Annotated in this window: 15 protein-coding genes; 7 read left to right on the top strand and 8 right to left on the bottom strand. The window is 73.0% G+C overall.

Translation table 11 applies throughout. The features are described from left to right. Positions 1-22: 22 nt before the first annotated feature. Positions 23-430 (bottom strand): RidA family protein, encoded by a 408-nt coding sequence (locus C8E97_RS11460; RefSeq protein ID WP_121004375.1) that lies wholly within the window; start codon positions 428-430, stop codon positions 23-25. 135 nt (positions 431-565) lie between these two features. Here C8E97_RS11460 and C8E97_RS11455 point away from each other — a divergent pair, with 135 nt between their 5' ends. Continuing rightward, entirely contained in the window at positions 566-946 is a 381-nt protein-coding gene (locus C8E97_RS11455; RefSeq protein ID WP_121004373.1) for a winged helix-turn-helix transcriptional regulator, read from the top strand. A gap of 133 nt (positions 947-1,079) precedes the next feature. Here the strand turns inward: C8E97_RS11455 and C8E97_RS11450 are convergent, their stop codons facing one another. The 7 genes from C8E97_RS11450 to C8E97_RS11420 form a co-directional block, all read right to left on the bottom strand. After that, positions 1,080-1,811 carry an alpha/beta fold hydrolase gene (locus C8E97_RS11450; protein WP_121004370.1) on the bottom strand — a complete coding sequence of 244 codons (732 nt, stop codon included), beginning with the start codon at positions 1,809-1,811 and terminating at the stop codon, positions 1,080-1,082. Positions 1,812-1,851: 40 nt separating this feature from the next. Further along, the gene (locus C8E97_RS11445) at positions 1,852-2,442 is read right to left on the bottom strand and encodes a TetR/AcrR family transcriptional regulator (RefSeq protein WP_121004367.1); all 591 of its coding nucleotides are present in this window, start codon (positions 2,440-2,442) and stop codon (positions 1,852-1,854) included. A gap of 22 nt (positions 2,443-2,464) precedes the next feature. Beyond that, positions 2,465-3,304, bottom strand: coding sequence for an ATP-binding cassette domain-containing protein (locus C8E97_RS11440; protein WP_121004365.1), 840 nt, complete (start codon positions 3,302-3,304; stop codon positions 2,465-2,467). Next, complete coding sequence (locus C8E97_RS11435; protein WP_121004363.1) at positions 3,301-5,157, bottom strand: dipeptide/oligopeptide/nickel ABC transporter permease/ATP-binding protein; 1,857 nt, start codon at positions 5,155-5,157, stop codon at positions 3,301-3,303. The genes C8E97_RS11440 and C8E97_RS11435 overlap by 4 nt, the downstream gene beginning before the upstream one ends. Beyond that, complete coding sequence (locus C8E97_RS11430) at positions 5,154-6,095, bottom strand: ABC transporter permease (RefSeq protein ID WP_121004360.1); 942 nt, start codon at positions 6,093-6,095, stop codon at positions 5,154-5,156. The genes C8E97_RS11435 and C8E97_RS11430 overlap by 4 nt, the downstream gene beginning before the upstream one ends. Before the next feature lie 60 nt (positions 6,096-6,155). Next, positions 6,156-7,682 carry an ABC transporter substrate-binding protein gene (locus C8E97_RS11425; protein ID WP_121004358.1) on the bottom strand — a complete coding sequence of 509 codons (1,527 nt, stop codon included), beginning with the start codon at positions 7,680-7,682 and terminating at the stop codon, positions 6,156-6,158. A 399-nt stretch (positions 7,683-8,081) separates the two neighbouring features. After that, positions 8,082-9,059 carry a methyltransferase gene (locus C8E97_RS11420; protein ID WP_121004355.1) on the bottom strand — a complete coding sequence of 326 codons (978 nt, stop codon included), beginning with the start codon at positions 9,057-9,059 and terminating at the stop codon, positions 8,082-8,084. A gap of 320 nt (positions 9,060-9,379) precedes the next feature. Here C8E97_RS11420 and C8E97_RS11415 point away from each other — a divergent pair, with 320 nt between their 5' ends. From C8E97_RS11415 to C8E97_RS11390, 6 genes are all read left to right on the top strand, one after another. After that, complete coding sequence (locus C8E97_RS11415; protein WP_121004353.1) at positions 9,380-10,102, top strand: SDR family NAD(P)-dependent oxidoreductase; 723 nt, start codon at positions 9,380-9,382, stop codon at positions 10,100-10,102. Between the two features lie 203 nt (positions 10,103-10,305). Further along, a complete protein-coding gene (locus C8E97_RS11410) occupies positions 10,306-11,412 on the top strand; it encodes a zinc-binding dehydrogenase (RefSeq protein ID WP_121004350.1) in 1,107 nt (368 codons plus the stop codon). Between the two features lie 15 nt (positions 11,413-11,427). Next, positions 11,428-12,384: an aldo/keto reductase gene (locus C8E97_RS11405; RefSeq protein ID WP_121004347.1), complete on the top strand. Its 957-nt coding sequence runs from the start codon at positions 11,428-11,430 to the stop codon at positions 12,382-12,384. Between the two features lie 29 nt (positions 12,385-12,413). Further along, positions 12,414-13,391, top strand: coding sequence for an alpha/beta hydrolase (locus C8E97_RS11400; protein WP_121011302.1), 978 nt, complete (start codon positions 12,414-12,416; stop codon positions 13,389-13,391). Positions 13,392-13,501: 110 nt separating this feature from the next. Next, on the top strand, positions 13,502-14,464 hold the full coding sequence (locus C8E97_RS11395; RefSeq protein WP_246018816.1) for an alpha/beta hydrolase: 963 nt from the start codon (positions 13,502-13,504) through the stop codon (positions 14,462-14,464). Next, positions 14,461-15,684: a multidrug effflux MFS transporter gene (locus tag C8E97_RS11390; protein WP_121004341.1), complete on the top strand. Its 1,224-nt coding sequence runs from the start codon at positions 14,461-14,463 to the stop codon at positions 15,682-15,684. Before C8E97_RS11395 ends, C8E97_RS11390 begins: the two co-directional genes overlap by 4 nt. Positions 15,685-15,687 lie beyond the last annotated feature (3 nt).

Genomic DNA, 15,687 nt, shown 5'->3' with positions numbered 1-15,687 from the left:
GGCCCGCGCGGAGGACTCCTGCTCAGTCGAGGACCGCGATGGCCTCCAGCTCGACCAGGTGCTCGGGCACGTCCAGCGCCGCGACGCCCAGGAGCGTGCCCGGCGGGACCGGGGTGACGCCCAGCTTCGCCGCCGCCCGTGCGACGCCCTCCAGGAACAGCGGGAACTTGTCCGGCGTCCAGTCGACCACGTAGACGGTCATCTTCGCGACGTCCTCGAACGACGCGCCGACCCCGGCCAGGGCGGTGGCGACGTTGAGGTAGCACTGCTCGACCTGCGCGGCGAGGTCGCCGACGCCGACCGTGACGCCGTCGGCGTCCCAGGCGACCTGCCCCGCCAGGTAGACCGTCTTCGACCCGGTCGCGATCGACACCTGCCGGTAGGCGTCGACTTCCGGCAGCCCGTCGGGGTTCACCAGGGTGATGGCCATGCGCTCTTGCTCCTCCGTCGTGAGCCGGTCGGCTCGCTCGCGCAAGGACCCCGTGGTCACTTGCGGTTACTGGCGAACCATAGGAGAGTGGCCGCCGACGTGGAAGAACGCACTTTTCAGTGACTGGGGAACCCGATGGTGACCAAGCAGCTCAAGGGCACGCCCGACGACGCGGACCTGCGCCGCGCGGACTCCCTGGCGCGGGAGATCTTCTCCGACGTCGCCAACAAGTGGGCGCTCCTGATCATCGAGGCACTGGGTGACCGGACGCTGCGGTTCGGCGAGGTGCGCGACGAGGTCGAGGGCATCAGCCACAAGATGCTCACCCAGAACCTGCGCACCCTGGAGCGCAACGGGCTGGTCGAGCGGACCGTGCACCCCACCGTGCCGCCGCGCGTGGAGTACGCGCTGACCGAACCGGGTCAGGCCCTGCGCCGAACCGTCCACTGGATGTGCGACTGGACCCACCGGTACCTGGGCCACATCGAGACCGCGCGCCGCCGCTTCGACGCCTGAGCGGCATCTCGCGCGCCGCCCCGAGTCTTCCGACGCTGGAGCGACCGGTCGACCGGCAGTCCGAAGTGGACAATAACGGACCGTCCGCGATCACCGGTGATCGCGGACGGTGTTCCTTGCGGGGCAACAGCAGTCAGACGCCCAGGAACGCGAAGACGGCCGCTCGCAGTTCGTCGCTCGCCAACGCGCCGGGGTGGTCGCCGGGGACGTGCCGCAACTCCGCGCCGGGCACGCGCGCGACGATCCCCTCGATGCCCTGCGCCATCCGGTCCTCTCGCCCCGCCAGGAACAGCGTCGGCGCCTCGGGCGCGCGCGCGGCCGGGTCGAACGGCTCACGGGCCATGCCCTCGATCAGGTTCAGCAGCGACTCCGCGTCCTGCCCCTCGGCGGAGACCATGCCGGCGATGAAGCCGGTGAGCGGGTCCGCCGGCCGGGGGCCGCCCCGGACCGCCGCGCGCGCCGCCGCGAGGTCCACCGCGCCGAACGGCTCCTGCGGGCTGAGGCCGCCCAGCACCAGGCGGCGCACGGTGAGCGCGCCGGTGGCGGCCAGGTCCCACGCGAGGCGCGCGCCGAGCGAGTAGCCGACCACGTCGACCTCGCCGGGCCCGACGCCCTCCGCCAGCCGGCGCAGCAGGTGGCCGGTGGCGACCTCGTCCGCCGAGCCGACGGCCGGACCGCCCGCGTGCCCCGGCAGGTGCACCACGACCGCCTCGCGGCCCGCCGCGGCCAGCGGCGCGGCCCAGCGCGCCTCGGGCCAGTCGGTGGCGCCGTCGGCGGCGAACCCGTGGATGAGCACGACGGGCGGGCCGGTGACCGCCGACGTGGGCTGCGTGCGGGTGACCGGGAGCGGGGCGACACTCGTCATTCTACGAGTGTAGACAAAAACTCGGGGCCGGTCCAGGAGATCAGGCCCCGATCCGCGCCATCAGCGCCTCGACGTAGGCGCGGTAGCGGTCGACCAGTTCACCGACCGGGTGCATCAGGCTGGCCACGTTCGCGCCGATGGTGACCGAGATGACCTCGTCCGCGAGCACGCCGACGGCGGGCGCGTCCGGCGGGTCGCCCCGGCCCCAGGCCGCCGCGATCCGCACGGTCAGCTCCGCGCGCCAGTTCGTCAGCAGGTCGCGGTACCGCCGCGCCAGGTCGGGGTTCGCGACCGAGTGCTCCCACAGCACCAGCAGCACGCGCGCGGACGTGATCCGGTGCGGGTCCAGCGGCATGGCGGCCTCGACGAAGCCGCGCAACGCCTCCACCGGGCCCGCCGAACCGTCCAGTTCGGACATCCGCTGCGCGGTCTCCTGGAGCACGCTCTCGAAGGTCGCCGCGATGATCTCGTCCTTGCTCGCGAAGTAGTGCTTGAGCGCGCCGTTGGCGAACCCCGCCGCGGTGACGATGCTGCGCATCGTCGCCGCCTCGAAACCGCCCTCGGCGATCAGACCCTTGGCGACCTCGACGATCTCGCGGCGCCGCTGATCATGATCGATGATCTTCGGCATGGCGTCGACCCTAGTGCACTCGTCAGGCCGAGTCGCGCAGGTCGAGCCAGGCCGCCCGGCGCTCGGCCTGGCGCACCGGGTCCGCCACGGGCGAGGCCAGCAGCAGCCGCCGCGTGTACGGGTGCTCCGGTTCCTGCGTGACCGCGCGGGCGTGCCCGGACTCGACGATCTCGCCCTGGTACATCACCGAGACCCGGTGGCAGATGCGGCGCACGACGTTCAGGTCGTGCGACACGAACAGGTACGACACCCCGGTCTCCCGCTGGAGGTCGACGAACAGGTCCAGGATCGCCGCCTGCGTGGAGAGGTCGAGCGCGCTCACCGGCTCGTCGCACACGATCAGGCGCGGCCGGCGGACCAGGGCACGCGCGATCGCGATCCGCTGCCGCTGCCCGCCGGAGAACTCGCTCGGGTACCGGTGCACGGCGTCGGCGGGCAGCCGCACGCGGTCGAGCATCCCGGCGACGACCTCGCGCGCCCGCGCCCGCGTCGTCCCGGCCACCTCCAGCGGCTCGGCCAGGACCTCGCCGACCGTCATGGTCGGGTCGAGCGACCCGTACGGGTCCTGGAAGACCACCTGGATGTCGTTGGCCAGGCGACGCCGCGCCGCGCCGCGCGCGTGCGTGATGTCCTCGCCGTCGAACGTGATCCGCCCGGCGGTCACGGCGGCCAGGCCCAACACGGCCTTGCCGAGCGTCGACTTGCCCGACCCGCTCTCCCCCACCAGCCCCACGCACTCGCCGGGGCCGACCGAGATGGACACGCCCTTCAGGACGTGCAGGGTGAGCTTGCGGTGCAGCCGGTAGTCGACCACCAGATCCGACACCGACAGCAGCGGTGCGGCGTCCTCGGGCGCGGTCATCGTGCGTCGTCCTCTCCGCCCACGTGCGCGGCGCTCCGGTCCAGGTCTCCCGGTGACTCCCGGACCCATGCCTCGTCCAGTTCGTGCCGCCCCTCGGTGTCGTCCAGGGAGGCGCTGATCAGCTCGGCCGTGTAGCCGTCCTCGGGGCGGCGGAAGATCCGCTCCACCGGGCCCGTCTCGACGATCCGGCCGTCCTTCATCACCACGACGCGGTCGCAGATGTCCGCGACGACACCGAAGTTGTGCGTCACGATCACCAGCGCCATGCCGTACTCCTGCTGGAGCTCCCGCAGCAGCTCCAGCACCTCCGCCTGCACGGTGACGTCGAGCGCGGTCGTCGGCTCGTCGGCGACCAGCAGCGACGGCCGTCCCGCGACCGCGCCGGCGATGAGCACGCGCTGGGCCATGCCGCCGGAGATCTGGTGCGGGTAGGACGCCAGGACGCGGTCGGGGTCGGTGATGCCCACCCGCACCAGGACTTCCCGCGCGCGCTTGCGCGCGTCGGCCTTCGACAGGCCGTGCACGTGCCGCAGCGGCTCGACCAGCTGGTGCTCGACCGTGTAGCACGGGTCGAGGTTCGTCATCGGCTCCTGCGGCACGTACCCGATCGACCGGCCGAGCAGCGCGGCGCGCTCGCGGGCGGGCAGGCGGCCGACCTCCCGGCCGCCGACCCAGATGCCGTCCGCGATCGCCGTGCCGCCCGCGGGCAGCAGGTCGAGCACGGTGAAGATGGTCTGCGTCTTGCCGGAACCGGACTCGCCCACGATGCCCAGCACCTCGCCGGGCGCGGCGTCCAGCGACACGCCGCGGACCACTTCCTTGACCCCGCCGGGGGTCGCGTACCCGACGCGCAGGTTGTCGATGCGCAGGGCGCAGTCCTCGGCCCGGTGCTCGTGCGCGCCGCTGGCCACCCGGTCCGGCAGGCCGCCCGGCGCGGGCGCGGCGACCAGCGCCTGCCTGGCCCGCGCGCGGGCCCGCCTGCCGGGCTGCTCCGCGCGGATGCTGATCAGGTCGGCCAGGGTCGAGCCGATGAACGCCAGCGCGGCGATCGTGACGCCCAGCGCGATCGACGGCCACAGCAGGATCAGCGGGTAGGTCAGCATGTTCTGGAAGCCGTCGTTCATCATCTGGCCCCAGCTCGGCGTGGAGGCCGAGCCGATGCCGAGGAACTGAAGCCCCGCCTGCATGCCGATGGCGATGCCCGCCGTCAACGCCGTCTGCACGACGATCGGCGCGTAGACCGCGCGCATCATGTGCGTGCGCAGGATGCGCGGGTTGGTCACGCCGGCGACGCGGGCGGCGTCGATGTAGGGCTCCTTGCGCACGGCCAGCGCCCGCGCCCGCGTGATCCGGTAGTAGCCGGGCGCGAGGAAGATGCCCAGCGCGACCATCAGCACCGCGAACGACTGGCCGGTGCCCGCGGCGACCACCAGCAGGACGATCATGCCCGGCACCGACTGGAGCGCGTCGCTGACCCACGAGCACAGCCGGTCGGCGGTGCCGCCGAAGTAGCCCGCGACGACGCCCGCCGGCACGCCGAGCAGGAGCCCGGCGGCACAGGTGATCACCGCGCCGAACAGCGTCGTCCGCGCGCCGTAGAGGAGGCGGCTGAGGATGTCGCGCCCGGCCGAGTCGCCGCCGAGGAGGTGCCCGTCGCCCGGTTCCGCGTGCGTGATCTTGAAGTCGACGAGGTTCGGGTCGAACGGCGCGAGCCACGGCGCGAGGACCGCCAGGGCGACCACGACGAGCAGCACGGCGAGGGCGACCACGCCGAGCGGGCGGCGCAGGTAGCGCCGCCACAACGAGATCCGCTTGACGGGTGCGAGGGTGGTGGGGAACGGAGCTGCGGTCATCGCTCGCGCACCTTCGGGTTGACCCACCCGAGCACGAGGTCGAGCAGGAAGTTGACGATGACGACGAACACCACGGTGACGGCGGTCAGGCCGAGCAGCACCGGGATGTCCCCGATCTGCGAGGCCGACTGGGTCAGGCTGCCGATGCCGGGCAGGTTGAACACGATCTCGACGACGATGGCGCCGCCGAGCAGCCCCACGAACATCAGCGCGAGCACCGTCAGCGCCGCGGGCGAGGCGTTGCGCAGCACGTGCGCGGTGACCCGCCGCCCGGACAGGCCGCGCGCCCGGAGCGTGCGCACGAAGTCCTGGTTGGTCACCTGGAGGAAGCCGTTGCGCAGCTGCTCCGCGACCATCACGATCGCGCCGAGCGCCAGCGACACCGACGGCAGCGTGATCGACCGCAGCCAGCCGCCGACGGACTGCTCCGGCGAGACGTACCCGATGGCGGGGAACCACTTCAGCTCGATGCCGAACCAGATCACCAGCACGAGGCTGACCCAGAAGCCGGGCAGCGCGAACAGCACCACCGACGCGAGCTTGAGGCCCCGGTCCAGCAGGCCGCCCGGTCGCAGGCCGCACGCGATGCCCACGGCCAGGCCGACGACGGCGGACAGCACGGTCGCGAAGACCACGACCGACAGCGTCACCGGGACGCGCAGCGCGATCTGGTCGCCGACCGGCTGGAAGTTGCGCCACGAGGTGCCGAAGTCGCCCGTGGCGGCGTTCGAGAGCCAGTTCCAGAACTGGACGAGCACCGGCTGGTCGTAACCGATCCGGGCGCGCAGCGCGGCCTGCTGGGCCGGCGTGGCGCTGTTGCCGAGCAGGCCGGGCGTCGGGTCGCCGACGGCCAGGTAGGCCAGGAAGAACGTCCCGCTCGTCACGACCACGAGCAGCAGGACCCCGGACAGCAGGCGTTTCGCGATGAAGGACAGCATTGTCGGCTCCTCACCGGCGGGTCCGTCCGGTGTGGACGGACCCGCCGGAGCACGGGCGCGTCAGCCGCGCTGGATGAACCGCAGCGTCGGGAACATCATGCCGGTGACCGGCGTCACCGTGATCCCCTTGACGCTGAAGTAGGTGTTGTCGGCCTGGTACCAGACGCTCCACCAGGCCAGGTCGACCAGCTTGGTGTTGAGCTGCTTGAGCAGTTCGGTCTGAGCCGGGCCCGGCTCGGCCCGCTCGACCTGCTCGACGAGCGCCTTCACGTCCGGGAAGGCGTCGACCGACGGGTTCGGGTTGTACCACTGGGCCGTGGTGACCTGGTCGGTCAGCGTGGCCATGTCGTTGCCGCTCATGGCGATCACGGCGAGGAACATCGGGAACGTCGGCGCGTTCTTCTGGTAGTCGGGCATGGCCATGTCCTGCCACTCGACCTTGATGCCCAGCTCGCCGAACGTCTGGTTGGCGGCGGGCTGCCACGCCTGGAAGATCGGCGACATCGGCATCTTCACGCTGAAGCCGTCCGGGTAGCCGGCGTCCTTGAGCAGCTGCTTGGCCTTGGCCATGTCCGTCTTGTACTTGTCGTTCATCGACTTGTCGTAGACGGCGCTGTTGTCCGACGGGAACAGCTGGTTGGTGACGGTGCCCGAGTCGTTGCCGACCGCCTTGAGGATGCCCGCCGAGTCGAAGGCGTAGCTGATCGCCTGACGGACGCGCTGGTCGCCGAGGGCGGGCGCCTGGCTGCCGGTGCGGTCGGCGAACTGCACGCCGACCCACGAGGACGGCTTCTGCGCGATGTTCCAGCCGTTCTCCTTCGCCTTGGGCAGGTTGGCCGCGTTGGCGAACTGGACGTTGAGCTGACCGGACAGCATCGCGTTGAAGCTCGCCGTCTGGTCGGTGATCGGGAACAGCCGCACCGTCGGGAACGGGTAGGTCGCGTTGTCCCAGTGGTTCTGCTTCTTGGTGAAGACGTACTGCGACTGCGGGGTCGACGTCGCCTTGTCGTAGGTGTACGGGCCCGACCCGACCGGGCCGTTGGCCAGCGCGCCGGACTGGATGGCCGCCGGGGAGGCCATCCAGCTGCGGCCGAGGCCCATGAAGTAGAGCAGCGAGTCGTCGCGTTTGGACATCTTGATCTCGACGGTGTCCGCGTCCTTGGCCTCGAACCCGGCGACGTTGAGGTACGCCTGCCCGGAGCGGGTGCCCGCCTTCAGGTGCTGGAGGTTCGCGACCGCCGCGGCGGCGTCGAACTTCTGCCCGTCGTCGAACGTGACGTCCGTGCGCAGGTTCGCGGTCAGGGTCAGCCGGTCGGCGGACCACTCCCAGGACGTGGCCAGCGCGGGCACCGGCTTGCCGTCCTTGTCCAGGGCCACGAGCGGGTCGTAGACGGCCGACAGGTAGGGGCCGTCGAACCCGATGTCCGCGCCGGCCGGGTCCCAGGAGGTCACGTCGAGGAACACCCCGGCCTTGAGCTCGCCTGTGTCCGTGGCGCCGGTGCCGCCGCCTGAGCCGGTGCATCCGGCGAGCGCGGTGGCCGTCGCGACGGCGACCGCGACCAGTGCCGCTGTCCGTGTCCTCGTCATCGAGTCCTTCTCTCGGGTGATGGACTGCCGGCGGGGCCGCGCGCCGCTGCCGCGGGGTCCTCGCCTGGAGCTGGTAGACCAAGGGGGTGAGACGTGGCTCACCCGTGATGCGGGATAGTCTACGTCCGTCGGCAAAAAAATCAACGGTTGACCGACGTCGATCGGGGTAGCGCGATCAGCCGTCCCCGGTTCGGACGTCGGACGATCGGGTGCGCTACCCGAACGCCGTACCGGCCGGACGGGCGGGCCGGACGAATGAGCGGGTGGGTCGGCCGAGGGGCCGAACCGCGACAATCGGACGAGGTCAGGCCACGTCGGCCGGGTGAGGTCGGACCACCACGGCCGGGCGAGGTCGGACCGCGACGGCCGGGCGGTCGGACCCGCGACGGCCGGGCGGGGTCAGACCGCGTCGGCGACCAGCACGCGCGGGCTGCCCGGCAGCGCGAGCACCTCGCGCGCCCGCCACCCCGCGCCCGCCAGCCACGACCGCACCTCGGCCTCGGGGTAGACCACGGTGCCGTCGATGACGAAGTACTCGCCCGCGTGCAGCGCGTCGATCGGGCGCTGGCGCTCGTCGTCGTCGAGGAAGAAGTCGAGCAGGAGGAGGGTCGCGCCCTCCTTGGCCGCCGCGCGGGCGTTGGCCAGGATCGTGCGGTTCTGCTCGGCCGTGAACCGGTGCACCACGTGGTTGACCATGACGATGTCGTGGTCGCCGCCGGGCGCGGCGGTCTCGGTGGGCGCGGGCTCGACGGTGGCCCGGTCGGTCAGGCCGGCGGCGGCGAGCGCGTCGGTGATGCCCTGCGTCGCCATCGGCGCGAAGACGAACCGGACCGCGAGGTCGGGGTTGGCCCGGAGCGCGTTCACGGCGAAGTCCGGCGACAGGCCGCCCAGGTCGAGCATGGACCGGTACGGCGTGAAGTCGAACGCGCGGGCGAGCATCGCCGCGTGCAGCGAGTTGTACTTCATCACGCCCGCCATGAACGTGGCCCACCGGGCGTCGTCCATCTGGAGGTCGCCCGGCTTGGTGGTGTCCACCGTGGTGTCGAACTGCAACCAGTGGCCGTAGCTGATCTCGTTGAGGAACCCGAGGAACGGCGCGAGGTCCAGCTCGCCGCGGCCACCGAGGTACTCGGCGGCGTCCGCCGCCAGGGAGTACCGCCCGTCCCGCCGGTCGAGCAGGCCCTGCGCGTTCATGGCGTCGGCCAGGATGCGGGCCATCTGCTCGCTCACGCCGGTGGCGGACGCGAGCTCGGACGCCGAGCGGTCGCCGTCGGCCAGCGCGCGGAACAGGCCGATCCTGGACGCGGCGAACAGCTGCTTGGCGCCCATGTAGCCGATGGCGAGGTCGACGATGCGGTCCGGGACAGGTCCGGTCATGGAAGCTCCTCGAAGGGTGCGGGCCGCCCCCGGAAGGGGCGCCCGTGGACGAGTGGAGTGTTAGTCTACGCACGTCGACTAAAAGCGCCAGCCCCTTCGCCGGGATTCCCGGCGAAGGCTCCCCGGAGCGGGCACGGGTCCCGCGCGGCCGTCCCGCGCCCCACCCCGGCCGACGCGCGGACACGGGCGCGCGAACCCCGTTCCCCACCCCGCGCGGAATGTCCGATCGACCGGTTCCCCTTGTGCTCCAAGAGGTTTATTTTCTACGCTTGTATACAGTAAGCCCGACCGGGAGTCCGGCCCTTCGAGAGGAACCGACGATGACCTCTGCCCGCACCGTGTTGGTCACCGGAGGGGCCGGCGGCATCGGCCGCGCGATCGCCACCGCGTTCGGCGCGCTCGGCGACCACGTCGTCCTCGCGGACGTCCACGGCGCCGAGGAGGCCGCCGCCGCGCTCGGCGCGCGCGGCCTGACCGTCGACATCACCGACGAGGGGTCGATCGCCCGCGCGCTCGACGAGGTCGGCCCGGTGGACGTGCTGGTCAACAACGCCGGCCTGCTCAGCGTCCACGGCCGGCTGCTCGACCTGCCCGCCGCCGACATGCTCCGCATCCTCCGGACGAACGTCCACGGCACCTTCCTGGTGACGCAGCAGGTCGCGCGCCGGATGGTCGAGCGCGGCAAGGGCGGCGCGGTGGTCAACCTGTCGTCGATCGGCGGGCGGCAGCCGACGCCCGGCATGGGCGGCTACGAGAGCAGCAAGGCGGCGGTCGACGCGCTCACCCGCTGGGCGGCCGTCGAACTGGCGGAGCACGGCATCCGGGTGAACGCCGTCGCGCCCGGCCCGGTGCTCACCCCGATGCTGGCCGCCGGCCTGCCCGAGGGCTCGCCCGCGCGCCAGGCGTGGGTGGACCGGATCCCGCTGCGACAGCTCGCCTCGGTCGAGGACGTGGCCGCGGCGGTGGTGTTCCTGGCCGGCGACGCCGCCACCCACATCACCGGCACGAGCCTCCCGGTCGACGGCGGCCAGCTGCTCACCTGACGGGTCGAGGGGCCGACCCACCCGGCCCCTCCCCGAGGACTTGAAGCCACCAGTTCAAGCCACCAGTTCCGTCCTATTGGGACGAAGAGGTCCACAGTGGAGCGTCAAGCAGGCGGTCGCGCCAGGGTCTCGACATTTTCGTCAACGTACGTAGACTAACCCACGGGCGGCCGATCGCGCCTCCCGCCACCGGAAGGAGACCGATGACCGTCCCGACCTCCACCCGTGCGGCGGTGCTGACCGAGCACGGCCGGCCGCTGCACCTCACCGAACTCCCGCTGCCCGCCGAGGTGGAGCCCGGCGCGGCGCTCGTGCGCGTCTCCTGCGCCACGCTCTGCGGCACGGACGTGGAGATCTGGTCCGGTCGGATGAGCTTCCCCGGCATGCTGCCGATGGTGCTGGGCCACGAGATGGTGGGCGAGGTCGTCGCCGTCGGTCCGGGCACCAGGGACGCGCTCGGCCGCGACATCGCCGTCGGCGCGCGCATCGGCTGGTCCGAGTCGACCTGCGGCGAGTGCCACGGCTGCACCGTCCTCCGCGAACCCGTCGCGTGCGCCAAGCGCGGCTACGGCTTCCTCCAGCGGTCCGACGTCCACCCCTACGCCACCGCCGGCCTCTGCGAGTACGCCTACGTCGTGCCGCGCGCGGCGAAGTTGCTGCTGCCCGACGACCTGCCCGACGCCTGGGCGGCGATGGCGGGTTGCGCGGCCAAGACCGTGCTCCGGGCGTTCAGCCCGGTGGGCGGGCTGACCGGCGCGCGGGTCGTGATCCAGGGCTCCGGCGCGCTCGGCCTGTTCGCCACCGCCGTCGCGCACATCTCGGGCGCCGCGCAGGTGATCACCGTCGGCGCGCCGGCGTCCCGGCTGGCCCTGGCCGGCCGGTTCGGCGCGGACGCCACCGTCGACGTCGCCGTCGGCTCGGACGCCATCGTCGAGCGGGTCCGCGAGCTGACCGGCGGGCGCGGCGGCGACCTGGTGATGGACTTCGCCGGCGCGCCGTCGGTCGGGCAGGAGGCCGTCGGGATGGCCGCGCAGCGCGGCCGGGTGGTGATCGTCGGCAGCACGGGCCCCGGCGCCGCGCCGCTGCCGCTGGGCACGGTGATGGGCAAGGAGCTCACCGTGTACGGCTCGCTCAACGGCGACATCTCCGACTACCACCGCGCGATCGAGTTCTTCGGCGCGTTCGCCGACCGGATGCCGTGGCACGACCTGTTCGGCGCGCCGGTCGGCCTGTCCGCCGCGTCCGACCGGATCGAGGCGATGCACCGGCTCGACGAGGTCAAGGCCGTCATCGACCCCCGTCTCCCCTGACCAGCAGGAGTCACCGTGTCCCCTTTGCCCCGCCGCCGCGTCGGCACGTCCGACCTCGACGTCTCGGTGCTGTCCCTCGGTTCGTGGCACACCTACGACCGGATGGACTTCGCCGACGCCGTCGCCATGATCCGCGCGGCCGTGTCCGCCGGGGTCAACCTGTTCGACGTCGGCGTCTACGGGATGCCCGGCAAGCCGCCGGTGTTCACCGACGTCATCTGGAGCGCGATCATGCGCGCCGCCCGCATCCCGCGCGACGAGTACCTGGTGTCCGCCAAGCTGTGGATCGAGGGCTTCGGCGACGCGGGTTTCCGCCCGCAGCTGGAGAACGCGCTCCTGCGCGGCGGGTTCGACGTGGCCGACCTGGTGATCCTCGGCGACCTGCGGCGGGACGACGTCGCGCTGGAGGACCTGGTCGACGACCTCTCCGGGCTGGCCGCCGCCGGGCTGATCCGGGCGTGGGGCGTGAACAACTGGTCGGCGGGCAACATCCGCAGGCTCCGGGAGATCGCCGCCGCGCGCGGCGTCGCCGGGCCGCAGATCGCCCAGCTGAAGTACAGCATCGGCCGCCGGTCCATCCCGGACGGTGAGCCGTTCGGGAAGCTGTTCGCCGAGGGCTTCACCATGCAGGCGTCGGACGTGCTGGAGGGCGGCATCCTCGCCGGCAACACCAACCCCGCCCGCGAGATCGGCCGCGACCCCGGCGGCGTCCGCGAGGCCATCACCCGCAGCGCCGCGGGCGTGGTCGAGGTGGCGCGGCAGCTCGGCACCAGCGCGGCCCGCCTGGCCGTGGCCTTCACGCTGACCCACCCGGCCAACGTCACGACCCTGTTCGGCGCGTCCCGGCCGGCGCAGCTGGAGGACAACCTCGCCGCCGTCGACCTCGTCGAGCGGGTCGGCGCGGAGGAGCTGCGCTCGCTGGTCGAGCCGTTCTGGGCCGACCGCGGCGTGGTGGACCCGGAGGGACCGTGAGCCACCGACCCACGACCGAGGAGCCCGCCGTGACCCACACCCCCGTCCCGTTCGACCCCGAGATCGAGCCCGCGCTGGCGCGGATCGTGCCGCCGGACGCGCCGCCGTTCACGCCCGAGACGATCCCGGCGATGCGGCAGGCGATGGCCGCGATGTTCCCGGCCGCCGCCGAGGTGGTCGGCGACGCCCCCGTGGACGTGGTCGAGCGGACCATCCCCGGCCCGGAGGGCGCGCCGGACCTGGAGGTCACGATCCTGTCCCCGCGCGCCGCGGACGGGCCGGCGCCCTGCCTGTACAACATCCACGGCGGTGGCATGATGGTGGGCCACCGCAACATGGACGTCCCCCGGCTGCTCGACCTGGTGCTGGAGCTGGGCGTCGTCGCCGTCAACGTCGAGTACCGGCTCGCGCCGGAGCACCCGCACCCCGCGCCGGTGGAGGACTGCTACGCCGGTCTGGTGTGGACGGTCGAGCACGCGGCCGAGCTGGGCGTCGACCCGGACCGGGTCGTGGTCATGGGCGGCAGCGCGGGCGGCGGGCTGTCGGCCGCGGTCGCGCTGATGGCCCGCGACCGGGGCGGCCCCGCCCTCGCCGGGCAGCTGCTGCTGTGCCCGATGATCGACGACACCAACACCACCGTCGCCAGCCACCAGTACCGCGGCCTGGGCACCTGGACCCGCGAGTCGAACGAGGCGGGCTGGCGGTCGCTGCTCGGCGACGCCGTCGGCACCGACGCGGTGTCGCCGTACGCGGCGCCCGCGCGGGCCACCGACCTCTCCGGGCTGCCGCCCGCGTTCATCGAGGTGGGCAGCGCCGAGCCGTTCCGGGACGAGGACACGCAGTACGCGCTGCGGATCTGGGCCACCGGCGGGCAGGCCGAGCTGCACGTGTGGAGCGGCGCGTTCCACGGGTTCGACATGTACGTGCCCGAGTGGCACGTCAGCCGCACCGCGCTGGAGACGCGCAACTCGTGGCTGCGCCGGGTGCTCGGGCCGGTCGGCGCATGAGCGCCGGGGGGTTGGGCACCGGGGGGCCGGGCACCGGGGGGTCGAGCGCCGAGGGGTCGAGCACTGGGGGTTCGAGCGCCGGGGGTTCGAGCGCCGGGGAGTACCGGCCGGTGCCGTACGACCCCGAGCTGACCGCGGGGCTCGCGGCGTTCCTCGACCTGGTGGAGCGGATACCGCTCCGGGCGGACACGATCCTCGCCAACCGCGCCCACTTCGCCACCATCATCCCGCCGGTGCGGCAGATCGTCGGCGACCGGCCGGTCGAGGTGGAGGACCGCACGGTGCCCGGCCCGCCGGGCGCGCCCGACGTCGAGCTGACCATCGTCCGCCCGCGCGCCGGCCTCGCCGCCGGCGCGCCCGCGCTCTACAGCATCCACGGCGGCGGGATGGTGCTGGGCAACCGGTTCTTCGGCGTCGACGGGCTGGTCGACGACGTGCTGCGGTTCGGCGCGGTCGGCGTGTCGGTCGAGTACCGGCTCGCGCCGGAGCACCCCGCGCCGGCCGCGGTCGAGGACTGCTACGCGGGCCTGGTGTGGCTCGCGGACCACGCGGACGAGCTCGGCGTCGACCCCGGCCGGATCGTGGTCACCGGCGCCAGCGCGGGCGGCGGGCTCTCCGCCGGGGTGTCGCTGCTGGCGCGGGACCGGGGCGGGCCGGCGATCGCCGGGCAGGTGCTGCTGTGCCCGATGCTCGACGACCGCAACGAGTCCGTGTCCACGCGGCAGTACGACGGGCTCGGCGCGTGGGACCGCAACAACAACGACACCGCCTGGAACGCGATCCTGGGCCCCCTGCGCGGCGCCGACGAGGTCTCGCCGTACGCCGCGCCGTCCCGGATGGCCGACCTGTCCGGGCTGCCGCCCGCCTACGTCGACGTCGGCGCGGCGGAGATATTCCGGGACGAGGCGACCGACTACGCCCTGCGCATCTGGGCCACCGGCGGGCAGGCGGAGCTCCACGTGTGGGCGGGCGGCTACCATGGCTTCGCGGGCTTCTCGCCCGACGCCGTGGTGTCGCGTGCCGCCGAGGAGGCCCGGTTGTCGTGGCTGCGCCGCATCCTGCACACCCCGTGAGGCTGGGCCGGGTCGCCGTCGTGCTGGGGCTGCTGGAGACCTTCGGCCCCATCTCGATGGACCTCTACCTGCCCGCGCTGCCCCAGCTCGCCGCCGAGCTCGACACCAGCGAGAGCCTGGCGCAGGCGACGATGTCGGCGTGCATGCTGGGGCTGGCGTTCGGGCAGCTGGTCGTCGGCCCGCTCAGCGACCGGATCGGCCGACGCCGACCGCTGCTGGCGGGCATCGGCCTGTTCGCGCTGCTGTCGCTGGCGTGCGCGGTCACGCCGTCGATCGAGCTGCTGCTGGCCGCCCGGTTCTTCCAGGGCCTGTGCGGCTCGGCGGGCATCGTGATCGCCCTGGCCGTCGCGCGCGACCTGACCGACGGCGTGGAGCTGGTGCGGCTGCTGGTGATGCTGACGACGGTCGGCGCGCTCGCGCCGATCGTGGCACCGGTCGTCGGCGGGCAGCTCGCGCCGGTGATGGGGTGGCGCGGCATCTTCGGCGTGCTGGCCGGGATCGGCGTCGCGCTGTTCGCGCTGGCGGCGACCTCGTTGCCGGAGAGCCTGCCACCCGGCGCGCGACGCGTGCGGGGCAGCGGGCACGAGTTCGGCACGGTGCTCCGGGACCGGCTGTTCCTCTGCTTCCTGCTCGTCAGCACGTGCGGCGGCGTGGCCTTCTTCACCTACCTCGCGTCGATCAGCTTCGTGCTCCAGGACAGCTTCTCGCTGACCCCGCAGCTGTTCAGCGCCTGCTTCGCGGCCAACGCCGTGATGTCGGTGGTGGGCGCGCAGATCAACCGGGTCGTGGTGCGCCGCGCGGGACCGGCGCGGATGTACGCCATCAGCACCACCACGACGGCCGTGGCGGCGGTCGCGATGCTCGTCTCGGTGCTGCTCGACGCCGGGCTGGTCGCGATGATGATCCCGCTGGGCCTGATGATGCTCGCCAGCGGCGGCTCGCAGTCCAACGGCTCGGCGCTCGCGCTGGCCGACCACCGGGCCCGCGCGGGCACGGCCGCCGCGCTGCTCGGCACGTCGTCGTTCGCGATCGGGCCGGTGGTGGCGCCGCTGGTGTCGCTGGGCGGCACCAGCCCGCTGACCATGAGCATCACGATGGCGGTTGCCTACGGCTGCGCGGGCGCGCTCGTGTGGGTCGCGGTGCTGCCCCGGCTGCGCCGCCGCGCGGTGGCTCCCGCCGAGGTCGGCGCGGTGACGCCCGAGCTGCCGCCACCGCCCTGAGGT

This window comes from Saccharothrix australiensis, assembly GCF_003634935.1.
In the GTDB taxonomy this organism is placed as follows: domain Bacteria; phylum Actinomycetota; class Actinomycetes; order Mycobacteriales; family Pseudonocardiaceae; genus Actinosynnema; species Actinosynnema australiense.
Note: the sequence above shows the minus strand (reverse complement) of the source record. Positions and strands in the feature narration are given on the sequence as shown.

What these genes read in the sequence shown, in the direction of transcription:
- C8E97_RS11425 (WP_121004358.1), bottom strand. Translation starts at nt 7,682, where the DNA reads ATGACGAGGACACGGACAGCGGCACTGGTCGCGGTCGCCGTCGCGACG.
- C8E97_RS11455 (WP_121004373.1), top strand. Translation starts at nt 566, where the DNA reads ATGGTGACCAAGCAGCTCAAGGGCACGCCCGACGACGCGGACCTGCGC.
- C8E97_RS11450 (WP_121004370.1), bottom strand. Translation starts at nt 1,811, where the DNA reads ATGACGAGTGTCGCCCCGCTCCCGGTCACCCGCACGCAGCCCACGTCG.
- C8E97_RS11460 (WP_121004375.1), bottom strand. Translation starts at nt 430, where the DNA reads ATGGCCATCACCCTGGTGAACCCCGACGGGCTGCCGGAAGTCGACGCC.
- C8E97_RS11440 (WP_121004365.1), bottom strand. Translation starts at nt 3,304, where the DNA reads ATGACCGCGCCCGAGGACGCCGCACCGCTGCTGTCGGTGTCGGATCTG.
- C8E97_RS11445 (WP_121004367.1), bottom strand. Translation starts at nt 2,442, where the DNA reads ATGCCGAAGATCATCGATCATGATCAGCGGCGCCGCGAGATCGTCGAG.
- C8E97_RS11435 (WP_121004363.1), bottom strand. Translation starts at nt 5,157, where the DNA reads ATGACCGCAGCTCCGTTCCCCACCACCCTCGCACCCGTCAAGCGGATC.
- C8E97_RS11430 (WP_121004360.1), bottom strand. Translation starts at nt 6,095, where the DNA reads ATGCTGTCCTTCATCGCGAAACGCCTGCTGTCCGGGGTCCTGCTGCTC.
- C8E97_RS11420 (WP_121004355.1), bottom strand. Translation starts at nt 9,059, where the DNA reads ATGACCGGACCTGTCCCGGACCGCATCGTCGACCTCGCCATCGGCTAC.
- C8E97_RS11415 (WP_121004353.1), top strand. Translation starts at nt 9,380, where the DNA reads ATGACCTCTGCCCGCACCGTGTTGGTCACCGGAGGGGCCGGCGGCATC.
- C8E97_RS11410 (WP_121004350.1), top strand. Translation starts at nt 10,306, where the DNA reads ATGACCGTCCCGACCTCCACCCGTGCGGCGGTGCTGACCGAGCACGGC.